Raw genomic sequence first — 15,577 nt, forward strand, 5'->3', positions numbered from 1 at the left:
ACGGCGAGGACCGGCCGCCACGGTCAGTGCAGCTCCTCCGGGCACGGAGTGCCCCGCGGTACGCCGTACGGCGCCGCCAGCCGGTACGTGCCGGGCTCCGGCGCGAGCAGCACCGTCCACTTGTCGCCGTTCTCGTCCTCCTCGGTCTCCATCAGGCAGCCGTTGAGGTTGTCGTACGTCTTCGGCCCGCCGTCCGAGTCCCCGTCCCCGTCGTCGTCGGAACGGTTCCTGGACTCCTCCGTCTCCTGGGGCCCCTCCAGCTTGTTGCCCTCCGCGTCGACGATGCTCAGCCACGGCGAGTACGGGATGCGCACGACGACGCGGCCCGCCTTCTCGACCCGCATCGTCATCTCGCTCTGGCTGGCCCGCTCCACGACCGCGTTCGGCTCGGCCAGCGAGGAGGGGTCGCGCACCGCGAACAGCTGCCAGTTGGCGTCGCCCCAGATCTGCTGGAGATACGGCAGCCCCCGCTGCACCAGTTCCCGCTCCCGCTCACCGCCGTCACCGTCCGGTGTGTCCTTCGGCAGCACCACGAAGTGCACGGCCCAGCGCTTGAGCCACTCGTGATAGTTCGCCGAGTTGAGGGTGTCGTCGTAGAAGAGCGGGTTGCGCTCCATGTCGGCCTGCCGGTTCCAGCCCCGCGCCAGGTTGACGTACGGCGCGAGCGCCGAGGCCTCGCGGTGCGAACGCGCCGGGACGACCTCCACGCGGCCCTTGTCGGCGCCGACCTCCTGGAGTTCGTTCACCAGCGGCGCCAGCTCGCGCGCCCAGGACGCGGCCGGCGTCGTGTTCACGACGTCGTCGACCGACTTGAAGCCGATCCACCCGACGAATCCGACGAACGCCACGACGATCGCGTACCACTTGCGGCTCCGCGGCACCGTGAACGGCAGCGCGGCCACCAGCGCCACCCCGGCGAACAGCATCGACAGCCGCGTCATGTTGGAACCGATCTGCGAACTCACCAGCCAGACCAGCACCACACCCAGCCCGTACACCGCGGCCGTGATCCGGACCGTGATCCACTCCCGCGGCACCAGGACGCACACCAGGACCGAGAACACCAGCGGCAGGACCACCGAACCGAACCCCATCGGCTGCGTGCCCGAGAACGGGAACATCCAGGCCGACACCGCCACCACCGCGGTCGGACCCAGCCCCAGCGCCCACGCCCCCGGCCGGCGCTTCTGCAGGAACAGCGCCACCGCCACCAGCCCCACGAACAGGCCCGCGACCGGCGAGGACATCGTGGCCAGCGCCGCCAGCGGTGCCGCGCACAGGGCCTTCGCCCAGCGCTTGTAGCGCCAGCGGTACGGCCAGCAGAACACGACGGCGACCGCGGCCAGCCCGAACATCATGCCCAGCCCGAACGTCACCCGTCCCGAAGCCGCGTTGCCCAGCAGCCCGAACACCCCCGCGAGCGCGGCCCACAGCGGATTGCGCACGATGGGGGTCCCCCCGCTCGAGCGAAGTCGAGAGGGCGGGAGGCTGCGGATGAGGAGCATCGTCAGCAGCGCGGCCGACACCGTCCCCGCGAGCATCATCGTCGTCCGTACACCGAGCACCGCCATCAGGTACGGCGACACCATGCTGTACGACACCGCGTGCATACCGCCGTACCAGGCCATGTTGTACGCGGAGTCGGGGTGCCGGCCGACGAACTCGGCCCAGGCGTCCTGCGCCGCGAGATCGCCGCCACTGTTCGCGAACGTGAAGAACCAGACGATGTGCAGTGCGCCGGCGAGCGCGGTGACGGACAGCACCGGATGCCGCAGCATCCGGGCGCGCACCGCGAGAACGACGGCCTTGGGACGGGAGACGCGGGCCGGGGCGTCCAGGGCCGCGGAGGAGGAGGTGGGGCCGGTGGCCGGAGTGGTGGAGGCGGGAGCGGGGGACGGCGCTTCCGGCGTGCCCGCGCCCGGTCGTCGGCCGTCCGTTTCCGGCAGGCGTATTCGCGGGCCGGACTCCGGGCCCGGCTCGGCGTCGTCGGCGCGTGTCGGCTCCGCTGTGGCCACCTGAAGGCACTCCCCGTATGGCGTCTTCGTATCGCGTCTTCGTGTGCGCGTCGTCGTAGCGCGTCTTCTGCTCACGGTAACGGCGCGGTCACCGGCGACCTGCCCGTTTCGTGACGCTAGCACGCGCCCCGCCGACCGTCGCCCGCGGTGGGCGCCGGTCGGCGGGGCGCGTGCCCACCGTGCTCCGACGGTCAGGTCAGACGCGTCAGCTTGTCCGGGAAGCCCGGCTCCACGAGGTCCTCCTGGAGGGCGACCGGGACCTTGACGGCGCCACTGTTCGTGCCGTCGCCCACGGTGAGCGAGCCCACCTCCGTACCGGCCTTCGCCTGGTGCGGCAGCTCCCCGCTGGTGAACGTCAGCTTCACTTTCAGTCCCGGCCAGCCGGCCGCCCTGACGTCCTCGGTGAGGGCGACGGGCGTACGGCCGCCCAGCCCGTCGTCCACGTACCCGACGACGCTGCCCTCCTTCAGTACCGTCGCCGACTCCAGCGCGCCCTGCGCCGCCCGGATCAGCTGGTCGCCCGCGGAGAGCGCGCCGGCCAGGATCGTGTTGTCGGCACCGCCCGCGGGCTGGCGCACCACGGCACCGACGATGGTCCGGGTCTCGCCGTCGACGTCCTTCTTCGCGGCGAAGACGAGGTTGCCGAGCGCCGAGGTGGTGGTGCCGGTCTTGATACCGACGACGCCGTTGCTCCCCACCAGCTGGTTCCAGTTGGGGTGGTTGACGCCCTTGTAGTCGTCGTACGACATCATCGCGGCGATCTCGCGGAAGGCGGGCTGCTCCATCGCGGCCCGGGCCAGCTTCACCTGGTCCACGGCCGTACTCACCGTGGTGTTGTTCAGACCCGAGGGGTCCGTGTACGTCGTGTTCGTCATACCGAGGTCCTCCGCGGCCTTGTTCATCTTCTCGACGAACGCCTCCTCGGACCCCGCGTCCCAGCGGGCGACCAGTCGCGCCACGTTGTTCGCGGACGCGATCAGCACGGCCTCCAGGGCCTCCCGCTGCGAGATCTTGTCACCGGCGGTCACATCGACGGTCGACTCCTGCCCGGCGTCGGACTGCTCCTCCGCGGGACCGTCGATCTCGATCATCGGACCCTTGGCGCCGCTCTTGAGCGGGTGCTCACGCAGGATCAGATACGTGGTCATGACCTTGGCGACACTGGCGATCGGCACGGGCTTCTGCTCACCGGAGGAGCCGAAGGTGCCGATGCCCTGCACGTCCAGGGCGGCCTGCCCGTCGGCCGGCCACGGGATGTCGACCTTGCCGCCGGCGAAGGTGAAAGTGTCCTCGGCGGTCAGTTCGAGCGTGGGTGTGGGGAGCGCACGCATGTTCTGCACGACGGCGAAGACGATCACCAGAAGAGCGACCAGCGGCGTCCAGATCTTGACCCGCCGCAGGGTCGTGCGCAGCGGGGTGTCCGGCGGTGGCGGAGTGTTGGTCAGCTCGGCCAGCAGGTCCAGCGGCGGCTTGGGCGGCAGCGGCTGCTGCCGCGTCAGCTCCGGCCCGACCTGCGGGACGGAACGGGTGCCCTCGGCCGGGGGCGCGGCAGGCCGTGCCTGAGCCGAAGGCGGCAGCCGCAGCGAAGTGGTGGCGGAGTCCCCACGCTTCGAGGGCTTACGGGTCTCGGGGTCGTCCAGGTCCTTGAGCGGCACGAACGTGCCGGCGCGCCCGGGAGCGGACTCGGAGGCGGACTCGGGATCCGAGTCGGGTGCGGACTCGGGGGCGTCCTCACCCTTGGCCTTGGAATCGGGCCTGTCGACGCTCCCGGCCTTGTCGGCCGCCTTGTCGACCGCCTTGTCGGTCCTGTCGGCCTTTTCTACGTCCTTGGCCGCGTCGCCCAGCTTGAGCATGGTGGTGGGCTGGTCGACGGCGGGCGCGGAGGGCCGCGGAGCCTTGAAGACGGCGGTGGGCTGATCGGTGGGGGGCTCGGCGTCGCCGGTGCCCTCGCCGTCGTCGCTGCCGGTGTCGTCGGCCTTGTCCGCGCTGGGCCCGGGGGCGGCCTTCGCGCCCTCGGCCTCGGGGCCCGCGCCCGTGTCGTCGCCGGCGCTGTCGTCGGCGCTCTCGGAGCTGCTGGCGCTGTCGTCCTCGGCCGCGGGGGCGGCTTCGTCCTCGGGGGCTGAGTCGGCGTCAGCCTCCGGCCCGACCTCGACCTCGGCTTTGACCTCGGCGTCCGAGTCGGCGTCGGTGTCGTGCGCGCTCCCGGGCTCGTCCCCCGCGTCGGCTTCGTCGGGCTCTTCGGACCCCCCGGACCCCCCGGACCCCCCGGGCTCCCCGGACTCCCCGGCCGCAACGGCATCGTCGGCCGCCCCGCCCTCGGAAGCCCCGCCGGAGCCCTCGTCCCGGCCCGCGCTGCCGTCCTTGCCGTCCTCCGGGCCGCTCTCGGTGCCCGTGTCGCCGTCGGCGGCCTCCTCGGCCTCCTGGGCGCCCTGGGCGCCCTGGGCGCCCTCGCCGCCCTCGTCCTGATCCACCTCCTCGGCGGACCGTACCCACGCCGCGACGACGGCGTGCAGTTGTCCGTTACCGTCCGTAGCGGAATCGTCACGCCCGTCAGGTGTTCCGTCCGCGGACTCGGAGTCGGAGTCCGCGGCCTCGACGGAGTCCTCGGCCTCCCCGCCCTCGGACTGCGCGTCGCGCTCCGAAAGCACCCGAGTGGCCGTGTCCACGCCTCCGCGATCGCTCGCGGAGGCCGCGGCCTTCGACGACGTGGACGCATCCGAAGTCGAAGCCGAAGCCGTTGACGACGACGGTGACGAAGTGTCCCGGGTCACCGCCAGCCGGGGGTCCCGCTTGCCGGCGGCGTCCCCCTCGCTCCTGGCTTCGGGAACCGGACCCGCGCTCCCCGGCGTCGGTTCTGCCGACGACTCGCGCTGCTTCGACTTGTCGGGGGACTCGCCCGCCACCGATGCCTCCTCCATGCGCCGCGCGTCGCGCGTGCGCCAACCGAACCGTGAAACCGTTCCGCCACCCACAACAACGCTCCGCAGCGCTGTCCGAACCATCTACCAGTGTCCTGTGTGTGGACTTCCCCCCCGTGGTAGACGAGAACGACATACCTATCGGTTCCCTTACAAACCAGTCACGTGCTCTCGACAGACCAATGTGAGAGGGGTCACCCTGTCATTCATCCACGCGGGGAGGCATGGATGGGCAGGAGCCGCAGAACACTTCCGGAAGAGCTTCTGCTGCTGGCGTTGGACCCGACCACGGGTACCACTGCACAGCCGCAGTCGCTCGACCTCGGTCTGGCCGGAGCGCAGCTAGTGGAGCTGGCGCTGGCCGGACGGATAGCCCCAGACGGGGATCGTATCGCCGTGGTGGTACCACGGCCGACTGGAGATCCGACATTGGACTGCGCGTTGGAGTTGCTGCGAAGGCGCGGCGCTCCGGTCCGGGCGGTCAACTGGATTGGCGGGCCGCGTCTAGGGCTCCGCCAGACCTACCTCTCGCATCTGGAGCGGTGCGGCATGGTGCATGCCGTGGCCGGTCAGATGTGCGGGGTGTTGCCGACGACTCGCTACCAGGCGACGGACACCGAGATCAGCCGGGAGATCAAGGCCCGGCTGGACTCCGCGATCCGTACCGGCGTGCCACCGGACCCACGGACCGCGGCGCTCGCCGCACTGGCGCACGCCGTGGGCCTCGGCAAGCACCTGTACCCGGGGAACGAGGGTCGCTCCTCACGTTCCCGGTTGCGGGACCTGATCCGGCACGACCCGATGGGCGGCCTGGTGGCGCACGCCGTGATGGACGTGCAGAACGGTGTGGCGGCCCAGCCACGCCGCAACCCGGCCCCGGCGGGAGGCCGTCAGGCCGCCGCCCCCGGCGGCAGGGGAGGACCGGAACCCGCCCGTGGTGTTCCGGCCCAACCGCGCCACGGATCCATGGCGCGCGCCGTGGCCCATTAGGGCCGCTGACCGGCCACGGCACCGCAGACCCGGTCACGGGAGCCGCTGTCCGAGCGGGGCGGAGAGAGTGTGCGTACTCTCTCCGCCCCGCTCGGCGTGCCGAAAAGCCGTGACCGCGCCGCCCCGTGACGCTCCGTTCCGCTTCGCGCTGTTCCGCACCGCTCCGCTCCGTGCCGCCATCATCCTGCGGACCGGGATGTACCCGCTGGATATCCGCTGTTCTCCAGCGGCAGGAAGCGCCTTGGTGGCAGTCTGCTCAACACCAGATACGCAAAGTGGCAAGTACGAGTAAGTACGAGGCATACAGCCGGAGGTGCACGTCCCGTGGCGTCCAATGTCAATCCCACCGTCAGGCGACGCCGGCTGGGCCAGGAGCTGCGCAGGCTCCGTGAGCTCAAGGGCATGACGGCGGAGGAAGTGGCGGAGCGACTGCTGGTGTCGCAGTCGAAGATCAGCCGGCTGGAGAACGGCCGGCGCAGTATCAGCCAACGCGACGTCCGCGACCTCTGCGGCGTCTACGAGGTCGAGGACCAGCGGATCGTCGACTCGCTGATGCAGATGGCCAAGGACTCGCGCCAGCAGGGCTGGTGGCACGCCTTCGGCGACATCCCGTACAGCGTCTACATCGGCCTGGAGACGGACGCGGAGTCGCTCAGGGTCTACGAACCCCAGATCATCACCGGTCTGTTGCAGACCGGGGCGTACGCCGAAGCCATCATCCGGGGCGGTTCGCCGGAGGCGTCGGAGCAGGAGAACGACAAGCGCGTCGAGGTGCGTCTGCGCCGCCAGAGCCGCATCACGGCCGAGACGGACCCGCTGCGCCTGTGGGTGGTCCTGGACGAGGCGTCGTTGCGCAGGGTCGTCGGGAGCCGGCAGGTCATGCGTGAACAGCTGGAGCACGTGATGGAGCTGTCGCAGCAGCCGCACATCACCGTGCAGGTGCTGCCCTTCGAGGTCGGCGCGCACTCGGGCATCAACGGCCAGTACTCCATCCTGGAGTTCGCGGACGCGGCCGATTCGAGCGTCGTGTACATCGAGGGCGTGACCAGCGACCTGTACCTGGAGAAGCCGCACGACGTGCAGAAGTACACCGTGATGTACGAGCACCTGCGGGCCCAGTCCCTGAACGTGGAGCAGTCCCGCCAGTTGGTCGAGCGGGTCGCGAAGGAGTACGCGCGCTGACGTCCCGGCAGGACGGTTACGGCTCCCCGGCAGGCAAAGGAGCGGCACTGTACACCGCTGACATGCCTCGCTGGAAGTCTCACTTGGAATATGCCACCCGGTCGAGTGAATGGCTGCTCCTATAAAGGATGTTGGCGAGTAGCGTCGATCACGCCAGCCGTCAGTGAAGGTTGGCGCAATCCGTTCTGCGGGTCCCTGCTGGAATGCGCAGCCCGGTGACAGCAACTCAGCAACTGGCTACGGAGCGAACATGGCAATTCGTCTGGGCGCCACGGAAACGTGGACGACGTCCTCCTACACCAACAACAACGGCGCGTGCGTGATGGTCAGGTCGACCACCGAGGAAGCACTGGAACTCGGGGACACCAAGATCCCCGAGGGCCCGAAGCTGGCCTTCCCCACGGACGCGTGGAGCGCTTTCGTGGCCTCGGTGAAGGCCTGAGAAGGCCACCACCATACGGGGACGGGCCAGCCCCGGGGACAGCCGACAGAGGCAGTCGGAGGGTTGCCGGCAGCCCCGCCACGACGGACCACCTGCCGGCGGCACCCACCACGGGCCCGGCCCCGCCTCCCCCCAGCACGACCGAAGAGCCCTCTCGACGAGATCGCCGTCCTTGCCGAGAGGGCTCGGCTCGCGCCCACGTACCCCGGCTGCGGCAGCTTCGCTACCGTGCCGCTCTCATCGCACAGTTCTCACCGCGCCACCCCCCGCCGTACCGTCCTCACCGCACCGGGAACGCCACGTCGCACACCGGATCCTCGGCTCCCGCGGCGTCCCAGTCCGCGAAGTACACCTCCCGGCAGGGTCCCGCGGCCGTCAGCCCCTCGGCCGCCATCCACTGCTCCACCGCCTCGAACGCGGCCAGGATCTGCGGATGAGCCACCTGCGCCTTGGCGATCCGGGTGCGGGCCAGCCGCTGGGCCGGCTCCACCCGCACCGCCGTCTGCCGGGCCCGCCCCCGCGCCTCGGCCCAGGCCCGAGCCGCCGCCTCGTCGGCGACGGGCACGCACGCCTCGGCCGGGCCGTCGCTCTCCATCGACACCTCGGAGTGATAGGCGACGAACGGCACCCCGGCCACGCCCCCGCACGCGGCCGCGGCCTCCTCCAGCCGCTCCAGCGCCGACCCGATCCACGCCGGCAACTCGTCCGCCAGCGTGTGCCGCGTCTCGGTGATCAGCACCTGCCGCGGCACGTCCACCGTCTCGACCACGAACTTCCCGTACATCTCGGAACTCCTCCCGGAGAGTCGTCCACGGAGGTACTCGGCGAGTGTCCGCTGACCGGCGATCCGCGCCTCGACGTCCGCCCAGTAGGCGGCGAGCCGGTCGGCCGCCACGGCACTGTCGTCCGCGTCGACGACCTCGGCGATCCGGGCGAGCGGCATGTCCAGCTGCCGCAGCAGCGCCACCGTCCGGGCCCGCTCGACCTGGCTCGGCCGGTAGAACCGGTACCCGGTGACCTCGTCGACCCGTGCCGGAGCCAGCAGCCCCAGCCGGTCGTACAACCGCAACGCCTTGGCCGACAACCGCGCCCGCGCCGCGAACGCGCCGATCCCGAGCAGTTCCTCGTCCACCGCGTCATCCTCCGCCGCCGGGCGGCCCTTCCGCCCGACGACCCGAACGCTCACCCCTGCCCCAGGGACAAGGTCAACGCCCTCGACGGACCCGAGGCCGCTCTGCGCGAGGAAGCTCCTTCCGGCTAGCCGAGCGCGTCCTCGACCGCCGCCACGAGCTCCGCCGCCTCCGGCTCGACCTGCGGCGAGAAACGGGCGACGACCCGGCCGTCCCGCCCGATCAGGAACTTCTCGAAGTTCCAGCGGACGTCCCCGCTGTGCCCCTCGGCATCGGCGAAGCCGACCAGCCGCTCGTACAGTGCGTGCCGGCCCTCCCCGTTGACCTCGACCTTCTCGGTCATCGGGAAGGTCACGCCGTACGTCGCGGAGCAGAACTCGGCGATCTCCTCCGAGGTGCCCGGCTCCTGCCCCATGAACTGGTTGCAGGGCACGCCGAGCAGCGTGAAGCCCTTCGCCGCGTACTGCTCGTGCAGGCGCTCCAGCCCGGCGTACTGCGGGGTCAGCCCACACTTGGAGGCCACGTTCACGACGAGCACGACCTGGCCCGCATACTGCGCGAGCCCGGCGGAACCGCCGCTCAGAGCACCGATCTCGACATCGAGGGGGGAAGAACCGCTGGTCTCTTTGGTCTCTTGAGTCGTCATGACCAGATGCTAGCCCCGGGGCGCGACCCGACCTGACAAGGAGTGGCGCACGCAACGTGACGCTCCCGTGCGACACGGTCACCCCCGCGTCGCGGCCCCGCCCCCTCACCTGTGGGTCCGCCGACACGCCGACACGCCGACACGCCGCGCACCGCGCACTGTCGGCCCGTTCGTCACCCCGAGGGGATGACGAACGGGCGGGGAGCCGAACCGTACCGGCTTCCCGCCCGCTCACCCGCTCACCCGACCGTCTACGCCTTGCGCGCCACTCCGCAGTAGGCGTCCACGGCCTTCTCGTCGTCCTCGCCCGGTGCCCCGGCCTCGGGCCGCCACTCCGGGACCCGTACGACTCCGGGCTCCACCAGCTCCAGGCCCTCGAAGAACCCGGCGATCTCCTCGACCTCGCGTACGTAGTACGGCACGGCGCCGCTCGAGTTGTACGCGTTCGACGCCGCGATCATGCCCTCGCTCGTCGCCGTACTGTCGCTGATCACGAGGTGGCTGCCCGAGGGAAGCCCGGCCATGAGGCGGTTCACCAGGTCGCGTGCCTGCTCGTAGTCGGCGACATGGCCGAGCGTGTTGAGGATCATCAGGGCGACCGGCTGGGACAGGTCCAGCGTCCCGGCGGCGGCCCGCAGGACGGACTCGGGGTCGTAGAGGTCGGCGTCCAGGTAGTCGGTCCGGCCCTCGGGAGTGCTGGTCAACAGCGCGTTGGCGTGGGTCAGCACGATCGGGTCGTTGTCGACGTACACGATCCGCGCGTCCGGAGCGACGCGCTGCGCCACCTGATGCGTGTTGTCGGCGGTCGGCAGCCCCGTACCGACGTCCAGGAACTGCCGTATCCCCTGCTTCCCGGCCAGGTGCGTGACAGCCCGCCCCAGGAACTGCCGGCTGGTGTGCGCCACGTCGACCAGTCCGGGGAAGATGTCCTTGATCTGCTCCCCGACCTCCCGGTCGACCTTGTAGTTGTCCTTGCCACCGACGAAGTAGTTCCAGAACCGCGCCGAGTGCGGCTTCGTCGTATCGATGCGGGCACGTGTCCTGAAACCGGCGCTGTCCTGAGTAGTGTCCTCCGACACGGCTGAGCCTCCTGTGATGAGCGTGACCAGTGGAGCCAACCTAGGCGAACTCGCTTCGGAATCCGCTTGGTTGCCACCGAAAGGGGCGCCCGACGCGCCTTCTTCCGGCCGCCCCGCAGAACTCCCCGCCCCGCAGAACACCCCACTCCGCCCGCCGCCGCCGGGCACAGCTCGCTCGCACGCCTTCCCCTCCCGAGGCCTCATGGGCGGCGCTCGAGGGCTGCCGTAAGGAAGTCATCAAGGTCGTTCGGGCTGCCGTAAGGGAGTCATCAAAGGTGCTCGGGTCACCGTAAGAAAGCCATCAACGGCAGTCGAATTCGGTCACGGCGGAGTTTTCCTCGTACCTGTCAGATTCTTCTCCGCACCTCATAGGAGCTTGCGATGGCCGACGTGGCCTTCGTCGTCACCACGATCGCGGTGTTCGCGCTCGTGGCCCTCATCGCCAAGGGGGTGACGAAGCTGTGACCGCCGAGAACGTCGTCGGCCTGGTCGTGGCCGTCGCCCTGGTGGGTTACCTCGTCCTCGCCCTGATCCACCCGGAGAGGTTCTGAGCCGTCCATGAGCCCCGTCCTCGCCGGCCTGCTCCAGCTGCTCGCGCTCATCGCCGCGCTGGCGCTCGCCCACATCCCCCTCGGCAACCACCTGGCCAGGGTCTACTCCTCCGGCACGCACTGGCGCGTGGAACGGTGGATCTACCAGGGCATCGGTGCCGATCCGGACACCACGATGCGCTGGCCCGCGTACCTGCGCGGCGTGTTGGCCTTCTCGGCGGCCGGCGTCCTCTTCCTCTACCTGCTCCAGCGGCTCCAGGGCGTGCTGCCGGGCTCGCTGGGCTTCGCGTCCATCGACCCGGACCAGGCGTTCAACACCGCCGTGTCCTTCGTGACCAACACCAACTGGCAGTCGTACTACGGCGAGCAGGCCATGGGCCACGTCGTGCAGACCGCCGGGCTGACGGTGCAGAACTTCGTGTCGGCGGCGGTCGGCATGGCGGTCGCCGCGGCGCTGGTGCGCGGCTTCGCCACGTCACGCACTGGTGAACTGGGCAACTTCTGGGCCGACCTGGTCCGCGGTGTCGTCCGCGTCCTGGTGCCGCTCGCCGCGGTCGCCGCGGTCGTCCTCGTGGCCGGCGGAGTGATCCAGAACTTCTCCGGCATCCATTCGGTCGGCCAGTTCATGGGCGGCTCGCAGCAGTGGAACGGCGGCGCGGTCGCCTCGCAGGAGGCCATCAAGCAACTGGGCACCAACGGGGGCGGCTACTTCAACGCCAACTCGGCCCACCCCTTCGAGAACCCGACCCCGTTCACCAACCTGTTCGAGATCTTCCTGATCCTGCTGATCCCGTTCTCGCTCCCGCGCGCCTTCGGCCTCATGGCCGGCTCGGTCCGGCAGGGCTACGCGATCCTCGGGACCATGGCCACGATCTGGGTCGGTTTCATCGCCCTGATGATGTGGACGGAGTTCACCCACCGGGGCCCGGCCCTCGAGATCGCGGGCGGGGCGATGGAGGGCAAGGAGCTCCGCTTCGGGATCGGCGGCTCGTCGATCTTCGCGGTGTCCACCACCCTGACCTCCACGGGCGCGGTGGACTCGTTCCACTCCTCGTTCACCGGTCTCGGCGGCGGCATCACGATGCTCGGCATGATGCTGGGCGAGATCGCGCCCGGCGGTGTGGGGTCCGGCCTGTACGGCATGCTGATCATGGCGGTCATCGCGGTGTTCATCGCCGGCCTGATGGTCGGCCGGACTCCCGAGTACCTCGGCAGGAAGATCGGCGGCCGCGAGATCAAGTTCGCCGCCTGCTACATCCTGATCACCCCGGCACTGGTGCTGGTCCTCACGGCCGCGGCGATGGCCCTGCCCACGCCGGGCGACTCGATGACGAACAGCGGCGCGCACGGCTTCTCCGAGATCCTGTACGCCTACACCTCCGCCGCGAACAACAACGGCTCGGCCTTCGCCGGTCTCAACGCCGACACCCAGTGGTTCAACACCACCCTGGGCCTGGCGATGCTGCTCGGCCGTTTCCTGCCGATGGTGTTCGTCCTGGCGCTCGCGGGCTCGCTGGCGCGGCAGGCGCCCGTCCCGGTCACCGCGGGCACCCTGCGCACCGAGAAGCCGCTGTTCGCCGGCTTGCTGGTGGGCGTCGTCCTGATCGTCGCCGGCCTCACCTACTTCCCGGCGCTCGCGCTGGGCCCGCTCGCCGAAGGGCTGGCGTCATGACCACCGACACACAGAACCACGAGGACCCGATGTCCACAGCCGCTCCTGGCCGGGCGCCGCACAGCGACATGTCCACCGGGGCCGCGCCCACCGCGTCCGCGGCGGGTGGCCGGGTCGGCGCGGGCCTGTTCGATCCGGGGCAACTGGTCAGGTCGCTGCCCGACGCCTTCCGCAAGCTCGATCCACGCGTGATGGTGAAGTCGCCCGTCATGTTCGTGGTCCTGATCGGATCCGTCCTGACGACGGTGTTCTCCTTCCTGGACCCGGGCGACTGGTTCGGCTGGACCATCAGCGCCTGGCTCTGGCTGACCGTGCTCTTCGCCAACCTGGCCGAGGCGGTCGCCGAGGGCCGCGGCAAGGCGCAGGCCGACACGCTGCGCAGGGCCAGGACCGACACCGTCGCCCGCCGCCGGGTCGGTGAGCGCGAGGAGTCGGTGCCCGGTACCGCGCTGCGGATCGGTGACCTGGTGGTCTGCGAGGCGGGCGACGTCGTCCCCGGCGACGGTGACGTCGTCGAGGGCGTCGCGTCCGTCGACGAGTCGGCGATCACCGGCGAGTCGGCGCCCGTCATCCGGGAGTCCGGCGGCGACCGCAGCGCGGTCACCGGCGGAACGACGGTCCTCTCCGACCGTATCGTCGTCAGGATCACGACGAAGCCGGGTGAGACCTTCATCGACCGGATGATCGGTCTGGTCGAGGGCGCGGCACGGCAGAAGACGCCCAACGAGATCGCGCTGAACATCCTGCTGGCCTCGCTGACCCTCGTCTTCCTGCTCGCCTGCGCCACCCTCCCGCCGCTCGCGGACTACGCGGGCGCCCACCTCACGATGGTGGTGCTGGTGGCGCTGCTGGTCTGCCTGATCCCGACCACGATCGGCGCCCTGCTGTCCGCGATCGGCATCGCGGGCATGGACCGTCTGGTGCAGCGCAACGTACTGGCCCTGTCGGGCCGTGCGGTCGAGGCCGCCGGCGACGTCTCCACGCTGCTGCTGGACAAGACCGGCACCATCACGTTCGGCAACCGGCAGGCGGCCGAGTTCGTGCCGGTGGGCGGGGCGACCGAGGCCGAGGTCGCCGACGCCGCCCAGCTCTCCTCGCTGGCCGACGAGACACCCGAGGGCCGCTCCGTCGTCGTCCTGGCCAAGGAGAAGTACGGGCTGCGCGAGCGCCGGCAGGGCGAACTCGTCGGCGCCGCATGGGTGCCGTTCACCGCGCAGACCCGGATGTCGGGCGTCGACGTCGAGGACCGCAAGGTCCGCAAGGGCGCGGCCGGTTCGGTCGTCGCCTGGGTCGGGGCGCGGGGCGGCACGGTGGCCGGGGACGCGGAAGCGACCGCCGACCGCATCGCCGAGGCGGGCGGCACACCGCTGCTGGTGGCGGTCGAGGACGACCGGGGCGCCCGGATCCTGGGCGTCGTCCACCTCAAGGACGTCGTCAAGGAGGGCATGCGGGAGCGGTTCGAGGCGCTGCGCCGGATGGGCATCAGGACCGTCATGATCACGGGCGACAACCCGCTGACCGCCAGGGCGATCGCCGAGGAGGCCGGCGTCGACGACTTCCTCGCGGAGGCCACCCCCGAGGACAAGATGACGCTGATCAAACGGGAACAGGACGGCGGCAAGCTGGTCGCGATGACCGGCGACGGCACGAACGACGCGCCCGCCCTGGCCCAGGCGGACGTCGGCGTGGCGATGAACACCGGTACGTCGGCCGCCAAGGAGGCCGGCAACATGGTCGACCTCGACTCCGACCCGACCAAGCTCATCGAGATCGTGGAGATCGGCAAGCAGTTGCTGATCACGCGCGGTGCGCTGACGACGTTCTCCATCGCCAACGACGTCGCGAAGTACTTCGCGATCATTCCGGCGCTGTTCGCGGCGGTCCACCCGGGCCTGGACAGGCTCAACATCATGGGCCTGTCCTCACCGGACTCCGCGATCCTGTCCGCGGTGATCTTCAACGCGCTGATCATCCTCGTGCTGGTCCCGCTCGCACTGAGGGGCGTGCGCTACCGGCCGGTGAGCGCCGACCGGCTGCTCCGCCGCAACCTCGCCGTCTACGGCCTGGGCGGGCTGATCGCCCCGTTCATCGGCATCAAGATCATCGACCTGATCGTCTCGCTCATCCCAGGGATCGGCTGAAGGACATGAACACCTCCGTGACCCACACCGCCCGGCTGCTCGGGGCGGGGCTGCGCGCCCTTCTCGTCCTGACCCTGGTCACCGGCGTCCTCTACCCGCTGCTGATCACCGGCATTGCCCAAGGGCTGTTCCCCGGCAGGGCGAACGGCTCGGAGACCGAGGCGAACGGCCGGGTCGTCGGCTCGGCTCTCATCGGCCAGTCGTACAACCTGCCGCTGAAGGAGGGGCAGCAGACTCCTGAGCCGGATCTGAAGTGGTTCCAGGGCCGCCCGCAGAACGGCCTCGGCACCAACAGCGTCAACACCCAGTACGACCTCATCCTCTCCGGAGCCACCAACCGCTCCGCGGACAGCGCGGAGCTCGTCCAGTGGGTGAGGGACGCGAAGGCCGCCGTCATCAGGGACAACTCCGTCGGCGGACACACCGTCAAGCCCTCCGACGTACCCGCCGACGCGGTCACCTCCTCCGGCTCCGGCCTGGACCCGGACATCTCCCCGGCGTACGCGGACCTCCAGGTCCACCGGATCGCCGAGAGGAACGGCCTGCCGGTCGAGCACGTCCAAAACCTCGTCGACGAGCACACCGAGAGCCGCACACTCGGCTTCCTCGGCGAACCCCGGGTCAACGTGCTGGAACTGAACACCGCCCTCGAACGGCTCGTGACCGAACGCTGAGGACGGGCACGGGCACGGGCACGGGCACGGGTCCAGGGACACAGGTCCAGGGACACGGCGCGGGAGCCGATGCCATGTGTACTGAACGCGTTCCGGCCGGGCGTGCCCGCACAAGACCGCCGGCCTTGTGCGGGCAC

12 protein-coding genes are annotated in these 15,577 nt (G+C 70.4%); 7 read left to right on the forward strand and 5 right to left on the reverse strand.

Annotated features, from left to right (window positions below; translation table 11 throughout):
- Window positions 1-23 precede the first annotated feature (23 nt).
- Complete coding sequence (locus tag ACIF80_RS10395; RefSeq protein WP_399801957.1) at window positions 24-2,015, reverse strand: MFS transporter; 1,992 nt, start codon at window positions 2,013-2,015, stop codon at window positions 24-26.
- A 191-nt stretch (window positions 2,016-2,206) separates the two neighbouring features.
- Window positions 2,207-4,933, reverse strand: coding sequence for a D-alanyl-D-alanine carboxypeptidase (locus tag ACIF80_RS10400; protein WP_399801960.1), 2,727 nt, complete (start codon window positions 4,931-4,933; stop codon window positions 2,207-2,209).
- A gap of 228 nt (window positions 4,934-5,161) precedes the next feature.
- On the opposite strand from ACIF80_RS10400, the gene ACIF80_RS10405 reads away from it, so the two are divergent.
- The 3 genes from ACIF80_RS10405 (at window position 5,162) to ACIF80_RS10415 (ending at window position 7,547) form a co-directional block, all read left to right on the forward strand.
- Window positions 5,162-5,923: a GPP34 family phosphoprotein gene (locus ACIF80_RS10405; protein ID WP_055607084.1), complete on the forward strand. Its 762-nt coding sequence runs from the start codon at window positions 5,162-5,164 to the stop codon at window positions 5,921-5,923.
- 324 nt (window positions 5,924-6,247) lie between these two features.
- Window positions 6,248-7,105, forward strand: a complete 858-nt coding sequence (locus tag ACIF80_RS10410; protein WP_399801963.1) for a helix-turn-helix domain-containing protein — start codon at window positions 6,248-6,250, stop codon at window positions 7,103-7,105.
- A 250-nt stretch (window positions 7,106-7,355) separates the two neighbouring features.
- Window positions 7,356-7,547 carry a DUF397 domain-containing protein gene (locus ACIF80_RS10415; RefSeq protein WP_055594023.1) on the forward strand — a complete coding sequence of 64 codons (192 nt, stop codon included), beginning with the start codon at window positions 7,356-7,358 and terminating at the stop codon, window positions 7,545-7,547.
- A gap of 280 nt (window positions 7,548-7,827) precedes the next feature.
- Here the strand turns inward: ACIF80_RS10415 and ACIF80_RS10420 are convergent, their stop codons facing one another.
- The 3 genes from ACIF80_RS10420 to ACIF80_RS10430 all read right to left on the reverse strand — a co-directional run bounded on the left by ACIF80_RS10420 (window position 7,828) and on the right by ACIF80_RS10430 (window position 10,402).
- Window positions 7,828-8,679, reverse strand: a complete 852-nt coding sequence (locus ACIF80_RS10420; RefSeq protein ID WP_399801966.1) for a MerR family transcriptional regulator — start codon at window positions 8,677-8,679, stop codon at window positions 7,828-7,830.
- A gap of 125 nt (window positions 8,680-8,804) precedes the next feature.
- Entirely contained in the window at window positions 8,805-9,323 is a 519-nt protein-coding gene (locus ACIF80_RS10425) for a glutathione peroxidase (protein ID WP_399801968.1), read from the reverse strand.
- Between the two features lie 251 nt (window positions 9,324-9,574).
- Window positions 9,575-10,402: an SAM-dependent methyltransferase gene (locus ACIF80_RS10430; RefSeq protein WP_399801970.1), complete on the reverse strand. Its 828-nt coding sequence runs from the start codon at window positions 10,400-10,402 to the stop codon at window positions 9,575-9,577.
- Window positions 10,403-10,863: 461 nt separating this feature from the next.
- On the opposite strand from ACIF80_RS10430, the gene kdpF reads away from it, so the two are divergent.
- The 4 genes from kdpF to ACIF80_RS10450 are packed head-to-tail and all read left to right on the forward strand — an operon-like array spanning window position 10,864 to window position 15,440.
- Window positions 10,864-10,953, forward strand: a complete 90-nt coding sequence (gene kdpF, locus ACIF80_RS10435; protein WP_399801972.1) for a K(+)-transporting ATPase subunit F — start codon at window positions 10,864-10,866, stop codon at window positions 10,951-10,953.
- A 7-nt stretch (window positions 10,954-10,960) separates the two neighbouring features.
- Window positions 10,961-12,625, forward strand: coding sequence for a potassium-transporting ATPase subunit KdpA (gene kdpA, locus ACIF80_RS10440; protein WP_399801975.1), 1,665 nt, complete (start codon window positions 10,961-10,963; stop codon window positions 12,623-12,625).
- Window positions 12,622-14,766 carry a potassium-transporting ATPase subunit KdpB gene (gene kdpB, locus ACIF80_RS10445; protein ID WP_399801977.1) on the forward strand — a complete coding sequence of 715 codons (2,145 nt, stop codon included), beginning with the start codon at window positions 12,622-12,624 and terminating at the stop codon, window positions 14,764-14,766. Before kdpA ends, kdpB begins: the two co-directional genes overlap by 4 nt.
- A 5-nt stretch (window positions 14,767-14,771) precedes the next feature.
- Complete coding sequence (locus ACIF80_RS10450; protein WP_399801980.1) at window positions 14,772-15,440, forward strand: potassium-transporting ATPase subunit C; 669 nt, start codon at window positions 14,772-14,774, stop codon at window positions 15,438-15,440.
- Window positions 15,441-15,577 lie beyond the last annotated feature (137 nt).

This window comes from Streptomyces sp. NPDC085927, from assembly GCF_044540975.1.
GTDB classification, from domain to species: Bacteria; Actinomycetota; Actinomycetes; order Streptomycetales; family Streptomycetaceae; genus Streptomyces; species Streptomyces hirsutus.

Bases quoted from the DNA above. Each gene is read 5' to 3' on its own strand.
- ACIF80_RS10450 (WP_399801980.1), top strand. From the start codon at position 14,772: ATGAACACCTCCGTGACCCACACCGCCCGGCTGCTCGGGGCGGGGCTG.
- kdpB (WP_399801977.1), top strand. From the start codon at position 12,622: ATGACCACCGACACACAGAACCACGAGGACCCGATGTCCACAGCCGCT.
- kdpA (WP_399801975.1), top strand. From the start codon at position 10,961: ATGAGCCCCGTCCTCGCCGGCCTGCTCCAGCTGCTCGCGCTCATCGCC.
- ACIF80_RS10400 (WP_399801960.1), bottom strand. From the start codon at position 4,933: ATGGAGGAGGCATCGGTGGCGGGCGAGTCCCCCGACAAGTCGAAGCAG.
- ACIF80_RS10415 (WP_055594023.1), top strand. From the start codon at position 7,356: ATGGCAATTCGTCTGGGCGCCACGGAAACGTGGACGACGTCCTCCTAC.
- ACIF80_RS10425 (WP_399801968.1), bottom strand. From the start codon at position 9,323: ATGACGACTCAAGAGACCAAAGAGACCAGCGGTTCTTCCCCCCTCGAT.
- ACIF80_RS10405 (WP_055607084.1), top strand. From the start codon at position 5,162: ATGGGCAGGAGCCGCAGAACACTTCCGGAAGAGCTTCTGCTGCTGGCG.